This is a genomic window from Pseudomonas sp. C 49-2, from assembly GCF_003970195.1.
GTDB classification, from domain to species: domain Bacteria; phylum Pseudomonadota; class Gammaproteobacteria; order Pseudomonadales; family Pseudomonadaceae; genus Aquipseudomonas; species Aquipseudomonas canadensis.
The window spans coordinates 269,630-291,825 of the sequence record NZ_RXYG01000004.1; the positions used below are offsets into that span (position 1 = coordinate 269,630).

The 22,196-nt window shown below is 52.1% G+C and carries 10 protein-coding genes; 8 read left to right on the forward strand and 2 right to left on the reverse strand.

Annotation, left to right across the window (positions count from 1 at the left end; all coding sequences use genetic code 11):
- Positions 1–97: 97 nt before the first annotated feature.
- Positions 98–949, reverse strand: coding sequence for a hypothetical protein (locus tag EJ576_RS10160; RefSeq protein ID WP_126570270.1), 852 nt, complete (start codon positions 947–949; stop codon positions 98–100).
- 852 nt (positions 950–1,801) lie between these two features.
- Here EJ576_RS10160 and EJ576_RS29665 point away from each other — a divergent pair.
- Both EJ576_RS29665 and EJ576_RS10165 read left to right on the forward strand, forming a co-directional pair.
- A complete protein-coding gene (locus tag EJ576_RS29665; RefSeq protein ID WP_158628947.1) occupies positions 1,802–1,957 on the forward strand; it encodes a hypothetical protein in 156 nt (51 codons plus the stop codon).
- Between the two features lie 37 nt (positions 1,958–1,994).
- Positions 1,995–7,052, forward strand: coding sequence for an ATP-binding protein (locus EJ576_RS10165; protein ID WP_126570271.1), 5,058 nt, complete (start codon positions 1,995–1,997; stop codon positions 7,050–7,052).
- 459 nt (positions 7,053–7,511) lie between these two features.
- Here the strand turns inward: EJ576_RS10165 and EJ576_RS10170 are convergent, their stop codons facing one another.
- Positions 7,512–8,213, reverse strand: a complete 702-nt coding sequence (locus EJ576_RS10170; RefSeq protein WP_126570272.1) for a hypothetical protein — start codon at positions 8,211–8,213, stop codon at positions 7,512–7,514.
- Positions 8,214–8,491: 278 nt separating this feature from the next.
- Here EJ576_RS10170 and EJ576_RS10175 point away from each other — a divergent pair, with 278 nt between their 5' ends.
- From EJ576_RS10175 to EJ576_RS10200, 6 genes are all read left to right on the forward strand, one after another.
- Positions 8,492–9,475 carry a hypothetical protein gene (locus tag EJ576_RS10175; protein ID WP_126570273.1) on the forward strand — a complete coding sequence of 328 codons (984 nt, stop codon included), beginning with the start codon at positions 8,492–8,494 and terminating at the stop codon, positions 9,473–9,475.
- Positions 9,472–10,572 (forward strand): hypothetical protein, encoded by a 1,101-nt coding sequence (locus EJ576_RS10180; RefSeq protein WP_126570274.1) that lies wholly within the window; start codon positions 9,472–9,474, stop codon positions 10,570–10,572. The genes EJ576_RS10175 and EJ576_RS10180 overlap by 4 nt, the downstream gene beginning before the upstream one ends.
- Before the next feature lie 333 nt (positions 10,573–10,905).
- On the forward strand, positions 10,906–13,218 hold the full coding sequence (locus tag EJ576_RS10185; RefSeq protein WP_126570275.1) for an AAA family ATPase: 2,313 nt from the start codon (positions 10,906–10,908) through the stop codon (positions 13,216–13,218).
- Positions 13,219–13,708: 490 nt separating this feature from the next.
- The gene (locus EJ576_RS10190) at positions 13,709–18,103 is read left to right on the forward strand and encodes an ATP-binding protein (protein ID WP_126570276.1); all 4,395 of its coding nucleotides are present in this window, start codon (positions 13,709–13,711) and stop codon (positions 18,101–18,103) included.
- Positions 18,100–19,548: a hypothetical protein gene (locus EJ576_RS10195; protein ID WP_126570277.1), complete on the forward strand. Its 1,449-nt coding sequence runs from the start codon at positions 18,100–18,102 to the stop codon at positions 19,546–19,548. The genes EJ576_RS10190 and EJ576_RS10195 overlap by 4 nt, the downstream gene beginning before the upstream one ends.
- Before the next feature lie 419 nt (positions 19,549–19,967).
- On the forward strand, positions 19,968–22,103 hold the full coding sequence (locus EJ576_RS10200) for a hypothetical protein (protein WP_126570278.1): 2,136 nt from the start codon (positions 19,968–19,970) through the stop codon (positions 22,101–22,103).
- The last annotated feature ends 93 nt before the right edge of the window (positions 22,104–22,196 follow it).

The window sequence follows — 22,196 nt, forward strand, 5'->3', positions numbered from 1 at the left end:
GGTTTTCTCCGGGTGTATGGAGCCAAATGTTCACAGATTTATGTTCATGACGGGCCTCTGACTTGCCTGTTGAAGACTCCCAGTTTTGATTTTCAGATTAGAATTTTTTTCCCGCCAGACGAGTATGCTCGTGCAACAAGAATGTGATGAAGCTTCGTGACAGGTCGCAGAAAAGACGAGCCTCACCCACGGTTAGCTCCTCATGCTCGCTAAGTGAGGCCCCATGGCGGATCCCTCCACCATCTGGCGCGGACAAGTAACCATAAATGCTGTCCAGCCAGACGCTCACTCGATCTAAAGTTTTGCCCTTGTTGAGCCGACGTAAGTCGCCAATAATTTTTGAGAAGTACTTCCCCGTGACGTTGCCATCCGGAAACTCGGTTCCGCGAAAAGCGGTTGAAATCGTTTCGAGCAGCCAGAGTATTTCCTGCACTGCTGCCCGATTTTTCCCCGACGCCAACATATGTTCTGAGTCGCTGAGTGAGCGCTGGATTTTCTCGTTGGCCCTAGCGTCAAGCGACGGGACATTTTGCGGGACAGGAATTGGCTTGAATTCAGCCGTCGTTATCAGGTTTGGAGGGGCAATGGCAAACCCACAAGGGGCAAGGTACTTATTGACATAGAGCCACGGAGGAATAGCAGCGTTCACATCCATCGAGTCGATGTCCGCAAGCCCGTCATAAAGAGCCTCTGCGAACAGCGCTGCGTTCTGGCCTGCAGATTGAGCCATGAATGTTTCAAGATCTGATTCTGCCCAGCTTTCAGATGAGCTGGTGCCCGTTGTAGTGCCGATAGATTGAGCAAAGCGGCGTTTGAATGTTTCCAGTATATGCTTTCTGCTGCACGTGCCAGCCACCCGATTTATCACATGTTGGAGGATGTCGCTGACGACATTTGCACCCACGGTGCCAGGGGATTCAAACCGCCAATTTGGATCGAATTGCAGCATGGCTTTTTCCTTGGAGAAAATGGACGTCAGCGGGTTGTGGCATACGAAGGCGCCGCTTCTTTAGTACTTGTGCAACGCCTTAATGGGCGATCGATCTACGCGGTGAAATCATACTCGAAACGAGTCAAAGCAGTGGAGCAGCAATAAAGTTGGTCAGTATTCTGAGGCAGGTATCGCGGATGAAATCCTACGCTCATGTAATTGACGACTTTTCGGGCTAGGGATACTAGATGACTGGGCTATGACATGGTGCTTGAGCATTTCACTCTTGTGCACTGAATTTTATTTATAGGATGCCCATCAGTAAGTTTAGGAGCTTTCCAACAGTGAAGTGGGCAAGAAGGCTAAAGATGCCTCTCCAGGCCTGAACGTCATCCTCTTTCACAAGGCCAGTGGCGTCGAGAAGACCGACGATCATGAAGCCCTTGAGCACGTGAATCTATGGGAGCCGGATGAGGATCAGCGGATCTTTTATCCGCAAATTTGGGAAGGCAGTCCATCGATGCAAGAACCAACGACTCGCTATATGGGTTAAGTACATGCGCCAGAGCCCAGTCTGAGGCTAAACCGGGGTGGCATCGCAATTCACAAAATTCAAGGCGTGAGTTTCACCTACAAATCCGATCCAGTTCGGCACGAGCTTTGGTCAGAAGGAGCCCGTCACTACGGGTTTCGATGACTACCAATGCTGTAGGCACTCCCGGGAACCGTAACGCACGCCGCCCGGGAGGGCAGGGTGGTAGCACACGGCGCAAGAGGGGATCGACAGGGCTAACACTTCGCCTATAGCATCGCGGGCAACTAGATTCGACTACAGACAAAACCGAATTTTTCGCCAAAGGAATGACGATCATGATCACTAGAATCCACATCCGTGGCTACCGCATTTACAAGGACTTCAACCTTCTCCCTAACGTGATGGCAGCACACAATCAGGCCGTCGCATCTATCGAGGCCCGAATAAACGGGTTGAAAACCGCGCGTGCCATGGCAGAAAGTGATTATTAACTCGAAAGATGCAATGGATTGGTAAGGGATTGAAACCATGGTGAGCAGTACAAAAGAGCAAAGTAATCCTTTTTCTACTGGTGGGGGTGGTGTTGTTTTTGAGAACAAAGTTCAAGCAATTTTCACTTTAGCGCTGCTTGCTGACGCTCCGATCCCAGGCTTGCCACATGCCGCAAGGGCTACATCTATCAAGCTTCAAGCAAAATACGAGGGTGTCAATACGGACGATTTCGTGATGGAGGCTGTTGACAGAGCAGGCTCTACTTGCAGGCTGTTCGGACAGGTTAAGCATGAGATTAAAATTGGAAGTTCGGAAGACTCTACATTCTCTGAGGTGATGACCAGCGCCTGGAAAGATTTCTCCGGAGGGAACTTCAATTCAAAAACGGATGCTATCGCTCTTGTCGTAGGCGTCCTGCCGAAAAATGATGTCAACAACACCTTGCCAGTGCTGGAATGGGCCAGGTATTCCAGCGACGCTGCAGAGTTTATTCGAAAAAGCCAAACGAAAGGCTTTACTAGTGATGCCAAGAAAAATCGCTTGCAGATGTTCAGGGATCAATTAAATTCCGCAAATGACGGGGTTGCCCTGTCGGATCATGAACTGTGGAGTTTTCTCAAGGTTTTCTATGTGCTGTCTTATGATGTAGACGCCAAAGCCTCGGTTGTCAGCACTTTCGTCAATGCATTGATTTCTTGCTATACCGACCAGTCATCGCATGCCGTAATGGCTCGAATTGTCGAGCATGTGCAAAGCTTTAACCACAATGGTGGCACGATCACCCGAGAAAACTTGGGTGAGCTCGGTGAAATATTCAAGCCAGCAGTGTCCGCGAAGCTGGCTCAGGATATCCTCAAGCTGAGCGAACAGGGGGAGTATATTTACGAAGGTATCAGGGACAGCATTCAGAATGTGCACGTCAACCGTGACGTTGAAATGACCAACTTGGAGCAACTGTTTCTAGAAGATGGAATAATTCTGGTTTCTGGCGATCGTGGCGCTGGCAAATCAGCGCTGGTGAAACATTTCTTGAGTCAGCGATTGAAGGACTGTGTGCCTTTTTACCTTCGTGCTGAGGATCTAGACAAGCCGAGTCTCGGCCAGGTGTTTAGCTCGATAGGTCTGGAGAGTACAATTGGGCAAATTGCTGGTCACCTTGCGCTCATCAAAAATAAAGTATTAGTGATTGAGTCCATTGAGCGCATATTGGAGTTGAAGGATCCCACTGCGTTTCAACAGCTGCTGAGGTTTATTCAGAAGTCTGGTGGGTGGACGTTCATCGCGACCGGGCGAAGCTATGGCATGCAGCAGTTGAATTTCACGCATCTGCAGCCGGCCGATATAAAGTTCCAAACAGTTTCGATAGGTGGCTTCACGATTGAGCAGTTAGCGCACTTGTGCGTGGAACTGCCTGCCCTGGGACCGCTTATCAAAAACCCTTCACTCTCTGCGATCATGCGGGTGCCATTCTTTGTTGATTTGGCGGTTCGCGCATTGGCAAACAACCAAACGTTCACTGATACAGACACAGAATCTGAGTTTCGTAGCAGAATTTGGGAATCGGTGATTGCAAGGAGCGACAGGCGTGGAGACGGAATGCCTGATCGTAGGGAAAGAACTTTTGTAGAAATTTCGAAGAAGCGTGCCAAGAGTATGGTGTTTGGTGTTCCAGCAAGGGATTTCGATGCTGGTGCTGTCGAGCAGCTTGAGGCTGACGATCTAATTCTCCGCGTCCAAAACTCATACGTTAGCCCGAGCCACGACGTTTTCGAAGATTGGGCGTTGGATAAGTTTATAGATCAGGAGTATGAGGATCACGCGGATTCTGCTTTTGAATTTTTGAATGCTATCGGCAGCGAACCTGCGATCAATCGTGGTTTTCGATTATGGTTGCTGCGCCGCCTTCGAGAAGATGCGACAGTAGTAGAGTTGGTGGAGCAGATACTTTCCAGTGAGTCAATTTCTGATTACTGGAAGGATGAGACGCTTGCGGCAGTGCTTCATAGTGACACCCCTAGGGAATTACTGAACTCCATCCAGTTGCTGATTGTTAAAAACGACTTCGCGTTATTTGAAAAGCTCCTGTTTATACTCAGAACAACTTGTCAGCGCCCGTGGGAAGGCCTAAAAGGGCTTCTCCCCAGCGAGGCGCTTGAACAGTTTCCGAACACTTTAATTCTGACCCCGTTTGGGCGAGGATGGAGTGCGTGCTTTGAGTTTGCCTATAACCACCGACAATCATTGCATGCCGAAATTCTCAGAAATGTTTTTGAGGCGTTGAGTGTTTGGGGGGATAGTTATCATTTAGACGGCTGGGCGGATGAAGCTCTCAGGGAGGCTGCATTATTAGCCTTGCATATTATTGATGTGAACAAAGACTCTTATTCGCGCGATGAGATGAGATCTAAGCTGATCTTAATTGTCCTGAGGCTAGCTCATGTGGTTAGAGAAGAGCTTGCTGCATTGTTTGAGCGTGATGTATTCATAGTCAAAAGCGCGAATAGGCCGCGCTACGTCAGATCGCTCACCCAACTAGTGCTCAATCGAGAAAGTGCTGGTGTACTGTGTCAGCATATGCCAGATACTGTCATACGCCTAGCGCGTCACGAGTGGTTTAAGGTGGAAGACGACCATTATTACGCATATAGGAGAAATGATTCGTTCGGGCTTGAAAATGTCGACTTGTCTCCCGGCTCAAGTGGCCTAAAAGGGCCCTTCCATGCGCTATTGACCTATCATTCTGATAAAGCTATCAGCTTCATTCTCGAACTCTGTAATTGGTGTACGGATGCCTTGGTTGAAGCAGAGTCACCTCATCCCAAGGCTGCGCCGGAGTGGTCAGATCTATACGATGAATCGAAGCTTGCCCAAGTCACTCTAAGGCTGAACAATGGGTCGGACATCGTGCAGTGGGTGTCCCCACAGCTTTGGAAAGCATATCGCGGGCTATCTGTAGTACCTGGGATGCTGCACTGCGCACTCATGGCACTGGAAAACTGGTTTATCCGACAAGCCCAATCAGAAGGCAACGATGCCGAATTCAAAAGAGTTTTCACCTACCTTCTTGAGAATAGCGGTTCAGGATTGATTACAGGTTTGCTGGCTTCAATTGCAGTCGCGTTTCCAAAAAAGGTGGGGAGCGAAGCACTTCCAATTATTAGGTGTGAGCATTTCTACGGCCTTGAAATCAACAGGATTGTCAAAGAACGTACTCCAATGGGGTATCCACGAGTTCCCTTCGGTCGAGAACTCCTCGCGGAAGCCTATATTGATGAGCGCAATAGGTCTAATGCGCGTCCTTGGAGAACCCGTTCACTAGAGGATCTGCTATTACAAATTCAGCTTGATCCCGAGCTTCAGCCTCACGCACTTGCTATTCTCGATAAATTCAAAAACCTCTCACCCGAAGAATCTGAGAGTATCCAGTACATGTTGCATCGTACAGATACAAGAGATATGACGGTAGTGCCAACACAGGAGAAGAATATATTCGAGCTTAGAGTGGCGAAGCCGCTTCCAACCGAGCTGGAGCAAAAAAGAGCTGCACACCACGCTCAACAAAGTTTCGATTACCGCATTTTCCGCTTGCACAGATGGTCTGATTCAGTCTTCAACAAGAATGCACTTAGTTCAGAACCGTACGAAACTTATCATCAAGCATTACAAGAGGCCATCGGACTGCTAGATGACGTTTCTAAGGGGGTGGTTCAGACAAAGCTTGGATTGATGGCTCTGGGTGCAGTCGTAACGACGGCGGCAATAGGGCTACGCGATCACTTGGACACGCTGTCTGATGAGGATCTTCAGTGGATCATCTACCGAATAGTGGAGGTTGTAAGGTTTGGGGCTAATGATTTCAATGGCTTTGCATCTACCGGCACGGGCGACCTGGGTGGTGAATCGGCTTGTGCTGTCATGATCCCAAAACTGTTTGAGGTCGTTCAGGAGGAGGACTTTGAAGAAGTTAAACATTTAATTGCAACTTGTCTGACCCATCCGAATGATTACGTCCGGCTAGCTGCCGCGAAGGGCGTGCGTCATTATCTGTGGGACATCGACAGGGACTTTGCATTGGTCTGCAGCACTTGGCTGATGCGGCTTTCGGAGATCGAGCAAGCTTGTTACGCACTGATTAGGTCTGGAAGAGGAGGGGTGAAGGGGGAAGAAGCTGTAGCACTTATGGAGGGCTACAGGGCAGAACTGGTGTCTGCTGAATTTTCAGCTGACGCAACGTTTTTTTTTAATAGTCAGCATGCTGGGGCGCTGCACTTGATATTGCTCATGCAACCGTTGGCAAGTGACAATGATCATGTTAAAGCTATCTTGAGCGGGATTGTAAACTATATCTGTGACGGTAGCGAAGATGACAGGGATTCTTGGGCTGGCCTGGAGGCCCAGGAAGCAATGCAGAAGTGCTTAGCGGAGCATGTAGTGGCTTCGGTACCTGCTAATTTCGAGCCTGTTCGTGATTGGGTGCTGCAAGGCTGCCGTAATGGTCCACATTTCATGTATATGGTTAAGCTTTGCGCTGAAATCGAACTAGAGAAATCCATGTCTCTGGATGCTATCTGGGGCCTCTGGAGGCTGTTCGAACCAGAGATGCAGTACGCTGCAACTGCTGACCTTGGCCTATTACCGCACTCCAAGCGGGAGAGCGTCTTAAAGTTCCTGAGGGGGATGCTATTTCTTGATTATCCTATCAGGGGCAAGCCTAATGAGGCAGAGCGTGCACGCATGACGCATGGGGCTCGTTACCTGATCGATTTCACGAAACAGTTTGTCATGAATTCGATTGTTTTTGAGTCACTCACTACACATATGTATTACTATCCTGATCATTTCCTACGTCAGGGCATTCATACAGTGGCTGAAGCTCTACGCCGGGATCCAGATCTGGCCTCCAAAGAAGTTGGTGCATATTATTACCTGGAGATGGCTATTGCGCGGTTTTTAAACGTGGATGAGCGCGGGGAGTTAAGTAGGGCGCAGCACAAAGATTGCCTCACCATTTTGGATTGCACCGTGAAAAAAGGTTCTGCCCGGGCCTATTTCCTAAGGGAAAATTTGGTCAGCTCGCGACGCATCTCCAAATAAACTAGGTGTGACGACCCTGGGCTGTTCGGCCCAGGGCTTGTCATCCTGAATTGAAGGATCGTTGTTTGAATGGCTCAACCCTGGCTCCTTACATACCCGTCGCCGGAGGTTAACCGGAGCAGCCGGTAAGACTATCTCCCTTGAGCAATACTTCGATCCACGCTCTTCAGCTTCGAGTTTCACGACCAATCACCATGATCCGGCGCTTTTCTTGCTGGTATGCCTACGATGTTCCCAGAAGGAACAACCCTGAAAGCTTGGCGTACTCAGGATCCTGTTCGCGGCTACGGTCGAACCAATGGAGGGAGAGGTGAGAAAGAATGTCACTGTAGATGAGAGTTAATGTCTGTTGTGCGGTATTCATCGCAAGCCATTGCTTAACAATACTTCCCACAAAATGGCCAAAAGTAGCCGTGCATTTGAGTTTTGCCTCTACGGGGGGTGTTAGTAGCCGAAAATCTAGACCTCGATCTCCGTTCGCAAATTCTTGATTAAGTCTTCGTCTGTTACGTCTGAATAGGCGAAATCACCAGCGAGAAAGAATTTGAGAAGCGGAATATATTCTATGTCTGTGCGTTTTATTAACTGTCGCAGTGACGCTTCTCCTTCAATTTCACCTTTAATCTCAATCCCCTCAGCATCACCAATCATTTCGAAAACCAAATAGTTGGGCCCCCAGTTGATCCATGGTGTTATTTGCGGCGTTGGATCATATATCGCGCATTGGAGCACCGTCTGCCGAAACACTCGGTGCGTTAGTTCGACAAAGAGGAGAGTTGTATCGACTGCTAACTCAGCCTGTTCTCGTGTCGGATTGACAAAGTCATGCTCAATCGTATTTCGCAGTTTGTTGATTTTTTCTAAAATACGCGGAGCCACCAGACCGATCGTTCGGATTGCAGCTAACCTAGACGGGAAGGTGTTGCCACCGCGAAGCCCAAGCGTCTCGATGACCGCTTCAATTTGGCAGTCAATTGCTCTCTTTGCATTTGCAACTGCCTCACGGTAACCGCCGGAGGTCAACCTCGATAATGATGCCTCTGCTTCGCTCAAATAGTTGTGAGGGGTTACTTCGTAGGGAAATACGAAGTCGCGAAACGCACTGCGCTCATACTCCGTCAGCAAAGGGTGGAATTCATTCAGGAAGCGTTGCAAATCCATGGTGTGCTACCTAAAGCTAGTTAATTTGCGCCTATGCGATGCACAGACGTATTGCGAATTTCAGTGCTCCCGCCTACGCGAAATGGGCTCTTGCCTAGCCCTTTGGCTCTTTGAGTTGGCACTTCAAAAAGCTGCGCGGTGCCCTGGTGAGCAAACCGTATGAAACCGGGGGATCCTTTCATAGTAATGCATGATGGCTCATGGCTATATCGCGCGGGCGAGATTTTCGCTAACGTCAGTCCGATACGAAGGTGGGCACTATCAGAGGGAGTACGACCGTGGAGCTGAGCAAGCTGGAACTCAAGGAATTGGTGCATCGGGTCGTCGTCGCCCAAGGAAATTCTTTCATCAAAGAGCTGCTACGCAACAGCGGCACCAAGATCGGAGTCACGAAGGAAGATTTCGCGAGCAACCTTGATTCTGCCATTGATGAAGAAGTTATCACCCAGGGGACGCTGGAAGCCTGGCTTGCAGAGGTAGAAGGCTGGGGCGATCAGCACCTCTACTTATTCCAACCTCCAGAGATCGATGCTGCCGCGCTTGCCAATGGCATAGCCGCCAGTCCGCATGCTGGCGTTCTGGGCTCTAGCGCTAGCCTTGATTTTCCCGATGGGCTTGAGCTCAAGCATATCGGTCTCGGAGATGTCGGATTATCGATGGAGTGGCACCAGAGCAAAGAAGGATGGAATCGCTGGAAGCCGAAGGATTTTATCGTGGAGGAGGAGCTCGAGCGGTTTCGGTTTGATGCCTATCGTCAACGCTTCGATCGTAGTGTTGTTCGATACGAATGGCGTTTCGGTGATGGTTATTGCGCGATCTTGATTCACCGAAACCCAGAGATTGACCACTATGCAGTTCTCGCCGATATCCATGCTGCATTAGTGGCCATCGGTTGCCCCAATGTTCCTTTCGCAAAGATAACGCTCAGCCAAGCGGTGAAGGTGGCCGCCAGGGATGATAGGGGCGTGCATTCGACCCGGTTCGAGCTCGACAGCGGCTATGTGGAGATGGCGTCAACTCTGGCTGAAGGAGGAATTGAATCCGTGGAAGCAGTTCGGGGCGTACTCCGTGCAGTGGATGCCAGCCAATTCGATAGAGCACAGGGCATGCTTCATTTTGTGGCTGAGGAACACGGGACGAGTCGTCGTATTGCAGTCCAAGTTTACGGTAGTGAAGGGAGACTCAGGATTTGGGCACAATGCAAGCGGGAGGATGTATTCAAAATTGTTGAGCTTCTCTGGGGGTACAACAACGAAGCATGAACACTTCAGAATCGCAGGCGAGTCGCTGGAGAGCGGAAATTAGTCGGCGCCTAGAGCTAGGTGACGGCCTGGAATTCACACTCGCGCATTTCGCGCAGGCGGTCGGTGTGCAGGCGAGCGACCAAGCACTACATGCCTTTATCGAAGAACTGGTGGCATCAGCTGCAGCACGAAGAATCGAGACCTATCGATGCCCGCTTTGCCCTTACGTGTTTGCGCCCGGCACAGCTAAAACGATCACGATGTGCCCGAATTGCCACGCTGATTATCAGCAGGAAGGCGAGGAGGTCATCGTTGAGTATTTCTATCGCCTCGTGGGTGAAACCAGCCGCGATATAAGGTGGGTCATTGTAATCCATGGCATGAACAGTCGCGCTCCCTGGCAGGAAGAGTTCAGTTGGCAGATCGCCAATCGACTTCGCTACTCAGCCCCAGTGCTCATTTATAAATATGGCTGGGCGACAGTAGACGTCCTGATAAAGCCACTCCATCGAAGGCTAGCAAGGCAGCTAGGTGAGAGAATCAGGATTGCGATCAATCAGGCGATGGATAGCCAACGCCCCTCAAGCCCCGACATCATTGCGCATAGCTTCGGCACCCGTCTCTTCTCGCTCATCCTGGAGGATCCTAAATTCATCGATCTTAAGTTCGGGCGCGTCATTACTGCCGGCAGCATCGTACGTCCCGATTTTGATTGGGAGCGCCCTATCGCAGAAGGTCGGGTGGAAGCCGTCTTAAATCACGTCGGAGCGAAGGACACGGCCGTACCGTTTTCGCAATACACCATTCCGGGGGCGGGCCCCGGCGGAACAGTAGGCTATGCCTCGAGGAGTGCTCTCAATGTTCGTAACAAGAATTTCGGCCACTCGGATTTCTTTGTGCCTGAAAATTTACGCGGACTGATTTCAAATGATGGTTTGTGGCATAGCTTCCTAACTCATCCGCTGGCTCATTTCAGGCCTGAAGGGGTCTTTGAACTCAATGTTAAATGGAAGCCTGCATGGTGGCCGGTGCGAGCATTTATGCGAACACTGCTCTATATCGTCTTCTGCATTTTTGGGCCATTGTCGTGGCTGCGTCGCAAGATCGACCCATAAATCAAATGTAGTTTCGTCACGCGTTTCAGGCTTTTTGAGTCGCACCGGGGTTCGTAGACACCTCCCTGCCATAGATGGACTGCCCCAGCGCAGTAGACATCTCCAGCTAATACAGGCTCGCCACCGACGGGCATGCGCGAAGGTACCGATACCGAGTTGGCCCGGTGTTACTTCGCACTGCTGCTCATCGGTCTTTGGATTAGCAAATGTCGTGTACATAAGCTCAAAGCGTCCGGCGGTTAGGATACATTGCTCAGGCCGGCATTATGCCACTGATGCTTTAGCCATCGTGGAACGCTGAAAATAGGGACAGTCGTAGGGGATCGGATTCGCATGCTCGAGAAAATCGTCTGTATCGATAACATCGGTGTCATCAAAAAGGGGATCACAAAGCCTATAGATCTGGAAAAAGTCAGCCTTATTTACGCTGATAACGCCCGTGGAAAGTCGACACTGTCATCGATCCTGCTGGCGTGTTCTACCTTCGACGCTCAGGATCTGATCGACCGCAAAACAATTGGCGCACTGACCTCACAGAAAGTCCATTTCCGATTCCGTCCCGGGGCCGGATCACCTCCCTTCAGCACTGAATTCGATGGTGCCTCCTGGAAGGGGCCGCAACCGAACCTTCACGTGTTCAACCAGGCTTTCGTAGATCGCAATGTATACGCAACTGCTGGTGTTCTTCCCGAGCAACGGGAGGCGCTACTCAATCTGGCCCTTGGCGACGCGGCTGTAGCCCAACGGACGAAATTCGACACCGAGTCCGCGACAGTGCGGGACTGTACCGCGAAGGTCGCCGCCGCCGAGGGGGCATTGCAGGGGTATAGAGGTAATTTGTCGGTCAGCCAATTTACCAAGCTCAAGCCAATTAAAGATGTCGACGCCCAGATTGTTGAGACCGACAGGCAACTGAACGAAGCTCGGGCATCCCAACAGATAATGAGCCGTCCAGCTTTCAAGATGGTGGATATACCAGCGTTTAATTTCGAAGGTCTGCCCAGCCTTCTGGAAGGCTCCTTCGAGAGTATTTCAGTCAACGCAGAACAAACAGCAAAAGCCCATTTTGCCAAACACAAAGGGCCAGCAACCGAGCGATGGGTTGCCGAGGGGCTCCAGCACCTTCCAGAAGATGAATGTCCGTTTTGCGGCCAGGAAACGAATGAGCTGAGTTTGCTCAAGGCTTACAAATTGTACTTCGACGGCTCCTACTCCGAATACCAGCGCCGCATTACCGCGCTTCGTCAGACTGTGCTGCAGAGGCTGGGTGATAAGAAGCTTGGAGGGTGGAGTGCTGCCAACGAATATAATCAGGGCCTTCGAAGCGTGTGGGCCGAAAGCCTGGGAGTCGCCGATATTCCTGTTCTCGACAATGTGGCTGCTTGGCAAGTGCTCGGCCAGGTTGAGGCAGACTTGCTTGCAATAGTCAGTCAAAAGGAAGGCGATCCGCTAACTGCACTCGATTCCGCGCCGTTCCTGAAAGTGGTAGAGCGGTTGAATGAACTTGCCCAGATTGCAACTGACTTCAACCAGCAAATCGTCAAGCTCAATGATGTGATTGCTGAATACAAGGCGAAGCTGGCTAAACCCGATATTTCGGGACTTGAGGCATCTCGATCCTCGCTCATGCTCGGCAAGACAAGGTTTGATGCTCCGGTTGTAGCTCTCGTTGCAGAGCTGGCCACTGCAAAGACGAAGCTGAAATCCGCAGAGGCTGCAAGAGATACTGCTCGTACTGAGCTAGACAGGTTGATGGGGCAAACGCTGAAGGATTTTCAAATATCCATTAACAATTGGCTCCGTAAATTCGCGGCCCCTTTCGAGATCCAGGCCTTGGCCCCCACCTATAGAGGTGGGGGCTTGCGCTCTGAATATGCGCTGAAGGTGAGAGGCGCCACTGTCATCGTTGGCCCCGGCGTAGGAGGGGACTTGTCATTCCATTCGGCTTTGAGCGAAGGGGACAAAAGGACGTTGGCGTTTGCTTTCTTCCTTGCCCGACTGTTCGCCGACGCCAATCGATCCGATGCTACGGTAGTACTTGACGACGTTTTCACCAGCTTGGATAAGCATCGCCGTCATAACACGGTTGAGGCAGTGCTACAGATGGTCTACCAATGCTCACAGGTCATCGCTTTGGGCCACGATGCCCACTTTCTACGTGAGGTCAAACGGCGTGTAGCGCGTAAAAAGCTTGGAAAGATAGGAGAGCTTTCCCTTCATCGGGATGCGGATGATTACAGTCGACTGGATGATTTCGATCTAGATGACTATTGCTCCTCGGAATACTACAAGCATTACCAACTCGTTGAGCGATTCATCGATGGAGATACTACCGTCAGCTTGCTCGAAGTGGCCAAAGCCTTGCGTTTACTGGTTGAGGGGCACCTGCATCGATGTTTTCCAAAAAAATTCACTGAAGGGCAGACGGTGGGCGACATGCTGGGCCAGGTCAAAGGGGCGGTCGCCCCAAATCCCCTGGCACTATTGCATCCGCTTCATGCTGAGCTGGTCAGCTTCAACGAGTTCGCTGCGGCATTTCATCATGACACCTCCGGGGGATACACCAGGGTAGAAATCAACGCTGCGGAGCTGCTGCCATTTGCCAAAGGCGCGCTGGGATTCATCCAGATGAGAAAATTCAGCTAATTGGAGTTTCTAAAGTTCTCTTCAGCGGCGAGCCCGAGAATTTGTTTCTTACTTGGCCACCGTAATGGTGTTTCCTAATACCAGGACAACCATTGAGTGCGGCTTTGCTAAAATCTACGATCCTAGCAATCACCCTCGATGCCGTTGGTGCATAAACCCATCCGAACGGGCAATTGCTTGCCACCATGGGGCGCGGGGGGAGGGTTGCACCAGGGTGGGCAACAGAGGGCCAAAACAAGCTCGGCGCCAAGCGAGGGGACAGTGGAAGCTGTGGAGTCGGTTGCCTACATATTCACTCTGACCACCTAGTGCCCCCCGGAACACGAAGCAATTTGCCAAGGTGATTGGATGCATATGAAGGGCCCCGTGCTACTGCTGTCGCGCGGCAGGCCGCCCTTTGGCGTACTATCCCCAGCACTTAGGGTTTGCCGGACACTGTAAGACAAGCGTCAAATTCAGCAGGAGCCATGGATAGGATGAGCTTTTCGACATGAGCGTGGGCATTAAACGTAGCGCTATACCCGCCAGCGGGTACATGTACCAGACACTGGTGGGGATCAAGCTACTGTGTGACTGGCTTGATACACCTTCACTTTATGACTGGGTCAAATTCGAGGCAGATGACGAGAAAGATGCTCAAGGTCTAGATGACATCGTGGCTCAACGAATCGACGGCAGGGTAGACCTAATCCAGGTTAAATTCACTGTTGATGTCTTTGACCCCAGCAATGCGCTGTCATGGAGCTGGCTGACCACCCGCAAAGGGCAGCGCGGTAGGTCATTGCTGGAGAAGTGGTCGAGTGCGTTCTTTCGCGTTGGCTTGGCGCGGTTGGGAGCGGTCCGCCTGATCACGAATAGGCGACCGGACGCGGCATTTACGCTTCATCTGGCCGACGTAAAAGTACGTTGGGAATCGTTACCCGAGGGGCTTCGTCAAGAACTCGAACCTCATTTGGGGGGCGCCGAGAGCGCCGCACTGTTCTTTGAGAACTTCGAGTTCTCCCATAGCTTCGCCGGCTGTGAATCGCTGGGCGGTACGGTGTCATCGGCATTAGAAGGAAATCACACGGACCATCTCGGCTGGCTGACCCTCTTACGCCGCGCCACTGAGTGGAGTATTCACAAAAATGCTCCCGCCCCTGACGGGCGCATCACCTTAGAAGTGTTGCGCAGTACTATCTCCGAGCGGCAACCTCGACCGTTGGACCAGGAGTTCCGGGTACCGGCAGGCTATCTGCCGCCTGACCCCCAGTTTGCAAAGGAATTTATCGACGAGATTCAGTCTGGCGACTGGAATGAACGGGTGCTATGGGGCTCTCCAGGGCAGGGCAAAAGCACCTTTTTAAGCTACATCTGCGAACAGCTTCGTGCCTTGGGCATGCAAGTCGTCCGCCATCACTACTTTCTCGATCTGCAAGATTCCTCTGATCGTTTTAGCTTGAAGAGTGTTGCCCGCTCGATGATGAGCCAGCTGTTGAGCGACTTCCCTGCAGACGTCGCTCATTTGGAGGATAAGCCCGAGCAGTTACGCAACTGGATAGAGGCGTGCGGTCGGGCTTGCTTAGAGCAAGGACGGCGGTTGGTCGTGGTGGTTGATGGGCTCGATCACGTTTGGCGCGAGAATGACGAAGAAATCCGGCCGCTGAATGAACTCTTCAAGCAGTTACTCCCCGCGCCACAGGGAATCACACTCATCCTAGGCACTCAGCGCGTGAGTGAGGACCAGTTGCCTCGGCGGATGCATAGTGGTCTTGATCCGCACGCGTGGGTAGAGCTGCCTCGCATGCAAATGACCTCGATCATTGCATGGCTCCGGGGGCAGCATGAGGCCGGCGTCTTTCAATTACCGCCCGGTGATCCGACAGAGCGACAGCTGGCACTTTTGTCCGAAGCGTTCATGGCACTAAGCGAAGGTCATCCGCTAGTGCTCACTTATATGTTCATGAAAGTGGCCCATGACCGACGCGTCGTCTCATTGGCAACATTACAACAAGTGGACTTTGCTCCGCAGGGCGATGCACGAGTTTACTACCAGACGCTGTGGCAACGGTTGTCTTGGTCTGTGCGCGACGCCCTACACCTACTAGCAGAGGATCGCTTCATCTGGCCTACCGGAGCACTTGAGCATTGTCTTGAGTTAAGGGACGTCAACCTGGAGGCGGAAATCGGCCATCTCTTGGCTACGGTCGACGCCGGTTTGCAGGCGTTTCATGGCAGTTTATACGTGTTCATTGCGCAACAGCCTGATCACCAGCGCCGTGTGGAGATGCTGCGGCCAAAAGTGGAGGCATGGCTTGACAAGCTTGCACCCGAGTATTTGCGTTGGGCTTGGTTGTGGTTGTACGAGTCTCGTCGGGGCGATCAACACAACCTGTTGAGCGGTACGACCAGGGGGTGGGTGCTGGATGCTCTCAGGCGTGCCTGTGAAGTCGGGCAGATCGTTCGTATCCTGAAAGCCGCGGAGCTGGTGGCTTTCGATGCGGGTTATTTCGAAATCGCGATCCGCAAGAGAGCTCTCAAACACCGGGTTGAAAACGGACTTGCTTATCAGTTGGAGGACGCTGACGCCTTGCGCGAATGCGCGCTGCAACTGACTCCAGATCCCTACCCAGCACTGCTCTTAGCCTCACAGGTCAATCAGTCCAAACTGCTTGCCCTGCAGCAGTTGGCCACCCTGTACCTGTCATTAGATCAGGTCGAGCGGGCTAGTGAAGTGCAGGAGCGGATGCGCAGCAAAATCAATGATCGGCTTCGTGCCAAAACTCTCAAAGCGCGAGACTACGAAGAGGCTATCAGTCGCTACCTGCAAGTAGCGGCAGGCACCGGGCGATATGAGCCGGACAGCGTCCTGAAGCTACTGCGACGGCATCGAAATTCGGTAGAGCTTTTTGAGCGGTTCCTGACCAACGCTAGCAGGGCTGAAGACCTGGAAGGCATCATGGTTTTCGCCAATCTTCCGATGCCTGCGCGCTTACGGCGGGTGTTCGAAGTCCAAGCGGTGCGGGTCGCCGGTTGGGCCGGAGCCAAATTGCAAAATTGGCAACAATTTCTGGGTTTTAGGAAGCATCCGCTTTCGGCATGTTGGTCCCTGTTGTACCAGCCCAAGCAAGCTCTGCGCATCCCTCAAGTAAGCGCTCATGACGCTTTAGCCATTGGCTCCACGAGCAACGATGAGGATGACTTCGCCCGCTATTTGCATTTCTTGTTCTTCGCAGCCGTGGCCCAGGGCCTAGCGCAAAAAGGAGTGCCGACCCCGTCCTGGCTAGGCGTCCAGACAGAAAAGAAATGGCTTTCTGCAATCCTGCTAAGTCTGGGCAACGCGGCCAATGCCACAGCAGCGATATTAGCCCGTGGTGAAATCCCACCCGCTTCGGTGGTATACCGACTCGTTGTCAGCGAGCGGCCCGCTCACAGCGATCATGAAGCTTGGAGCGACCTACGAGCTGTCCGTAGAGCGCTGGTTCTGATCACCGCAGACATTTTTTTGCTTACGCGAACACGGTCTGGAGCACCCCATCTACCGGCAACAGAATGGGGCGCTTGCAAGGCTTCTGGATTCTTCGCGCTAGAGCATTGGCGAAGTGATTTCCTCATGTGCAACTACCGCTTGCTCGATGCTGTAACTGCGCATGCCTACATCGCTGAGCAGGTCCAAGCGGCCAGACATACCGTTGGCCCCTTCAATGAAAAAGCTACGGCGCTCGCGGACTTGTGTAGTTGGGCTACCGCGTATGGACTGAGGGAGCTAGCTCATGAGTTGCTTGAGCGGACGTACGAGTATGCGATCGGCTATGGTTGGCGCAAGGACCCCGGCTTGGCGGTGGTACTGGAAGTGGTGGGTGACATTGCGAAGAGAGACCCTGCAGCAGCCGTTCAAGCAGTCAGCCGGCTAGCGCCCATTTACGACCAGATCGATGTCATGACGGAAGATTCTGGATCAAGGCCTTGTGATCTTGCCGCCTTGCTCTGGCAGTTGCTGCCTGAGGTTTACGTACGCTGCTACCGACACTTTCTGTCGCAGGGCGAATGGTATTACGCCGACCATACCTTTGCGGTTTTTGCCGAACGCGTCGACCTGAGCGCGCCGGAGAGCGCTGTTGCGCTCAGTGTTGCCTTGGGGGAGCAAACGGTTCAGGCGCTCCAGACTCGCTCGCGAACGACTGAAGGGGCGGTGATACCATCACAGGTCCGCTTATGGGATCGTGATCTTACTACTAGTTTGAAAGCTGGGGAGACATTGAACGAGCAGGCGCAGACCCATGCATCCCTCGGTGGTGCCCCAGATCTCGTTCAGCCAGATGCGCCCAATTTTGAACATTTCCCTCCCGCTCGACTCGGGGATTTTCTAGCAGAGGTTGGCAAGAAGGTAGATTACCAGCTGCGTTCAACGCTGATCCAAAATTGGCTCATGCACTGGGATGGGAAGGGTAATGGTGCCGAGATTCTTCGCGCACTTGAGCAACTGCTACAGGACGGGGGCTCAACCTCACGCGGAACCGAGCTACTTGATCCGGCTTTTCATCTGGCTTTACGTCTGCAAGGCCCGAAGCCGGCGTTTGTCTGGCTAGTCCGAGCACACCAGTACCGCTACGGTTGGTCGGAGCGGCACTACGGCTACTCAGAGTCGATCAGGCGCCTGGAATTGGTTGGTAAGCACTACCCCAAGCGCTGGAAGGAATTTTTGGCGCGATCATCGCTGCCTGCTCCAAATTCTTATGTTCAGGAACGGGCCATTCCTGATGCGGGCATTGTGCGCCTGTTATTGGAGGTAAACGATTTAGAGCGAGCGAAGAGTGTTTTCGAAACCATGATTGACATTGTTGTTGAAGAGTTCAGTGCCCAGCCTCTAGAGCAGCCAGAATGGTGGCAGGAGCCAGGCGCATGAATGCTAAACAGATTGCCGACATCGCGGTTGCGCGCCTAGGACTTCCCGTTCCAACGGGTAAACTGGTCATCATTCATTCCCTCGCGCAAGCGCTGCTGAATCCGCAAACTCAAGCAGTGTTCGGAGACGCTATAGTGAGGTGGTTGGCAACCTGTGAACTGGAGTCGGAATGTTTAGAGGCACTCGCCATATTTGTACTCGCTCCGCCGCAACCTGAATTCATGGTCCAAATTCAACACGCAATCTTGAAACCGTCCATAGCGTCGGATGCGCTGATATCGATAGCAACAGGCAACCCAACCGCCCCCCGGTCTTGGGCAGAATGTCATTCAGGGGCGATGCCTGTACGTTGCAATTTAACCAAGGCTGAAGAAGCACTGGCTAGCGGTACTTTCATACCGCCTTTCTTTGTCCACCAGTTGGAGGAGCTTCAAGCATCATCTGGACATCCTTTCCTCAAGCAATGGGCATTTGAGTTCAGCTCCCTCGGCGATCGTGTTAGCAGCAACAACGATGGGCATTTCAGCTACTTCGTCGGCGGTGAGCGCGACAACGTCGGGCAATTTGTTGCTCGGCAGGGACATTTGGCCAGGTCTGCTTATCTACGAGTTCTCGCGTTCGCTGTGGAGCACTGGTCTATGCCCCCCGAGCTTGCTGCAGATTATGCGCAGGTAGCATTCCCCGCTGAGCCCCTGTTTCTGAAACTGCTACCTGGAAAGGCCCCACCATGGGTGAGTAGAGTGCACCGTACTATCTATTCCGCCGCTGAACTGCCCGAGTCGTTAGTTCGCGAGTGCGTGGAGCGGGTAGAAAAATCCACCGACAGCCGCGTGATGCATTTATCAATGACTGTCATCGATACGGCCCTGCGTCATGTAGAGCTGGAAGCCTTTGCCGTGTTTGGGACGGAGCCTGTCAGAGCACAGCGTGTGCTTCGGGTTTATACAGGGATGCTCGGTGACATCACGCTGGCCCGTGATGGGCTCCGGGCGTTCGTTTCCCCGGAGCTATCGGCGGGGGCAGCAAAGAATCTAGGCTTCGTTCCGGCGTTACTACCGCTGATTGGTCCATTGGTTGGGTACTTGCAGACGGACTTTGTCGGCCGTATCCCCTATGTTCCGTTCTCGTCCGAATCACTACCCCAGATTGAACTAGCGCCAGGGGAGGGTGGGGCGCAATTGAGGTCACGAGGCGATGTGGTGGGCAAATTTGCCTTTTGGTATTGGCATTGGCAGGCGTCCCACAAAAGAAATTGGCCCAGCCCCACCGGCTGTTGTACCTACCTCACCCGGGAAGCCGCTGAACGCCTCGACTCAGACTATGCTGGTCAACCTCATTACGCATGGAAACTAACCACATGGGGGCGGACATCGGATTACGAGGAATGGGAGGAATCTGTACAGGTGGGGACAATCCCATGTCACCTGGATACGACTCAGCGTTGAGCGATTTTTCCAGCCTGGCGAAGCAACACTGCTTGAATGCAACGAAGGCCTGAGCATAGCGTTTCCCAGCATCGCGGGTGGACTGTCGCTGAACGAGACGCCTCAAAATGAGACAGCCCGCGAGTGTTCATCGATTTTTGTTTATGACATCCGTTTTGATAGCCACCGATGGAAGTCTCGCTGCAGGTGACCGGCGTGGATCAGTACGACGGCCGAATGCGCTTTCACTCCATCGTACTCAACCACTAGATCAAGTGACAGTAGTTATAGTGCTTTCACTTGAATTCGCGTCGGCTACATGTCGATTATTAGTTTTGTGATGATCTAACGTACGCCCGTTGATCAATGGAAGCGTTTTGTTCCATCATATTTAGATACTAACCAAGAGTTTGGCGGACAAAGGCATTCGGGAAAGTATTTTGGATTTTTTAAGTCAGGGTCACTCGTACAAATTGCCGGGTAGTTCTCAAGACCATGAGGAACTGCCGCAAGAGTGGCCAGATCACCTTCACCCCGAGGCAAAGGTCAAACCAGTCGAACGTGTGTTTCATCGAGGCGAGTTTCTGCTCGACTTCGCCAGGATGCCAGCGGCTTCTTTCGAACAGTTCTGTTGGTCGCTGCTGACCAAGGAGCAATCGCTGCATGGCTGTCAAAGGCTCGGTAAAAATGGAGCCGAGCAGGGCGGTATTGATCTTTTTGCTTATGATGAACGCTTTACCGACAAGCTTAATGTCTACGAGTGCAAGGCTTGGAAGAAATTCGATTCCACACGACTAACCGAGGCAATTGAGCGATTTCTTCAAGGTCGGTGGAAGAAAGATGCTCGCTCATTTACGCTTATTTTGGCACAAGAGGACCTGGGCGAGCCTCTGGCAAGACGTTGGGACATCGAAAAAAAACGCTTAAAGCGGTCTGGAATTGAAGGTGAACTTTGGACGGCTCACCATCTGACACAGAAAACCCAGTCTTATCCGGATCTGCTATCAAAGTTTTTTCCAGGGGCGCACGTCGAGACATTCGGCAATTTGTGGATGGAGCGTAGCGGGTTTCTCGATGCAGTCTCAAAAGCAGTCTTCGATCCCAGGGAGCGAGTCGCACAGAAGGCCAGAGAGTTCATTGAAAAATCGGGCAGGCTACTCGACAGCATTTCGGGTGGCAGTAACTTACCGGCTGGATCGACATTAGCCTCAGGCCATCAAATGACAGAGGCGCTGTCTTTTTCCATAGACGCGTTCCGGAAAGTCAGTCATAGCGGCCGGCATTGGTTTTATAGTGGGCCATGGTTCTCAGTTAGTGTGTTCCTTCCCGACCAAATATCTTCCAAAGCATCCGCCGCTTTTGACTTCCACCAGGAAGATTTAAAGGGAGTTACGATTACGGTGAGCCACGATTGGCTCCTGAAGTGCTTTCTCTTTGCAGCAGGGGCGCTCCTGTCGAGCAAAGCTCGCACATTCATCGTTGGAAAGATGCCAGGCGAGCCCAACCAGTACCTGATTGACCTACCTAATTGCCGGCTGACTCTCCAAGAAGAGATCGTCCAAGAATTAGCCGATGTATCTGATCTGTTAACCATGGTTATGCGCGATGCGCTAAAGGCCATCGAAAGTAATTGGTCAGCTGTAGATTTTCCATTTTTTGACTGGGGTGGGTCGCATAGAGTTGTCATTGCTTCCATACGTGAAGATGTTTGGAGAGAGATCGGACGGTTCACCGAGGAGCACGATTATACGAATGGCTCTACACCTTGGCACATATTCGACGGCCATGCGGAGTTTCTTAAGCCGTGCCATCAGGCTGCTACCGCAGAATTCGACGCAGGCTATCACTGTTTAATTAGCGCTTTAAAAGAGGAGGGGGCAACGTCCGGTAACAGGGTTAAGCTGCTATGGGCGCCAGATGATCTCACGTACAGATCCCCTTCGTCGAAAGGATGGTGGCCTTGTGAATTCGCTTTGCGCTGGTTGAATGAAACATTGCTTCCCGAGATAAAGCGGCGGGTATTTAGGCGTGAATTTGGCTCGTGGTGGAAGCGATTTCTGCATTCCAAACAAGCAGAGGAGTTCTCGAGGCACCTAGATAATATCTTCGTCGCACGGGATGCTCGGGAGCCATCACTTCTAGATCATGGTCGTTGGAACACTGATATTCTGCGTGGGGTAGAAGCCTTACAGTATTTCTTTACATCTGCTTCGATCGGGGCTGCAGGGCTCGAGATTTGCCAGCAAGATGTGGAAAACCTATACAGGGCCATCGCCATCGTCGCGGTTCGAAAGCGTGGCTTTCCAGGATATGTGGCTTCGTCCTTAAGCTTAGACGGTCGACCGGACGATCATGCTCAGCTCATTGGAATGATTCATCATCATATCGATTCTGGGCGTGTTGTTTCTAACTGCCATGTCGTCGATTATGCATTTCGCGCGATGCTCGAATTGCTCGATGAATCCGACTCCTGTGGTAGTACTTATGATCAAGAAACAATCATGAACTGGCTGCTCCCGTTCGCACGCTTGCGGGACGATGGCCTACTGGTCAGCCGTCACACTAAACGGACATGAACCCGCGCCGACCAAGAGGGAGCGTGAGCCCGTCAGTTGGCACGCGGGCTATTGGCACCAACTGCGGTAGATATGGTCATCAACGTTGGCAAT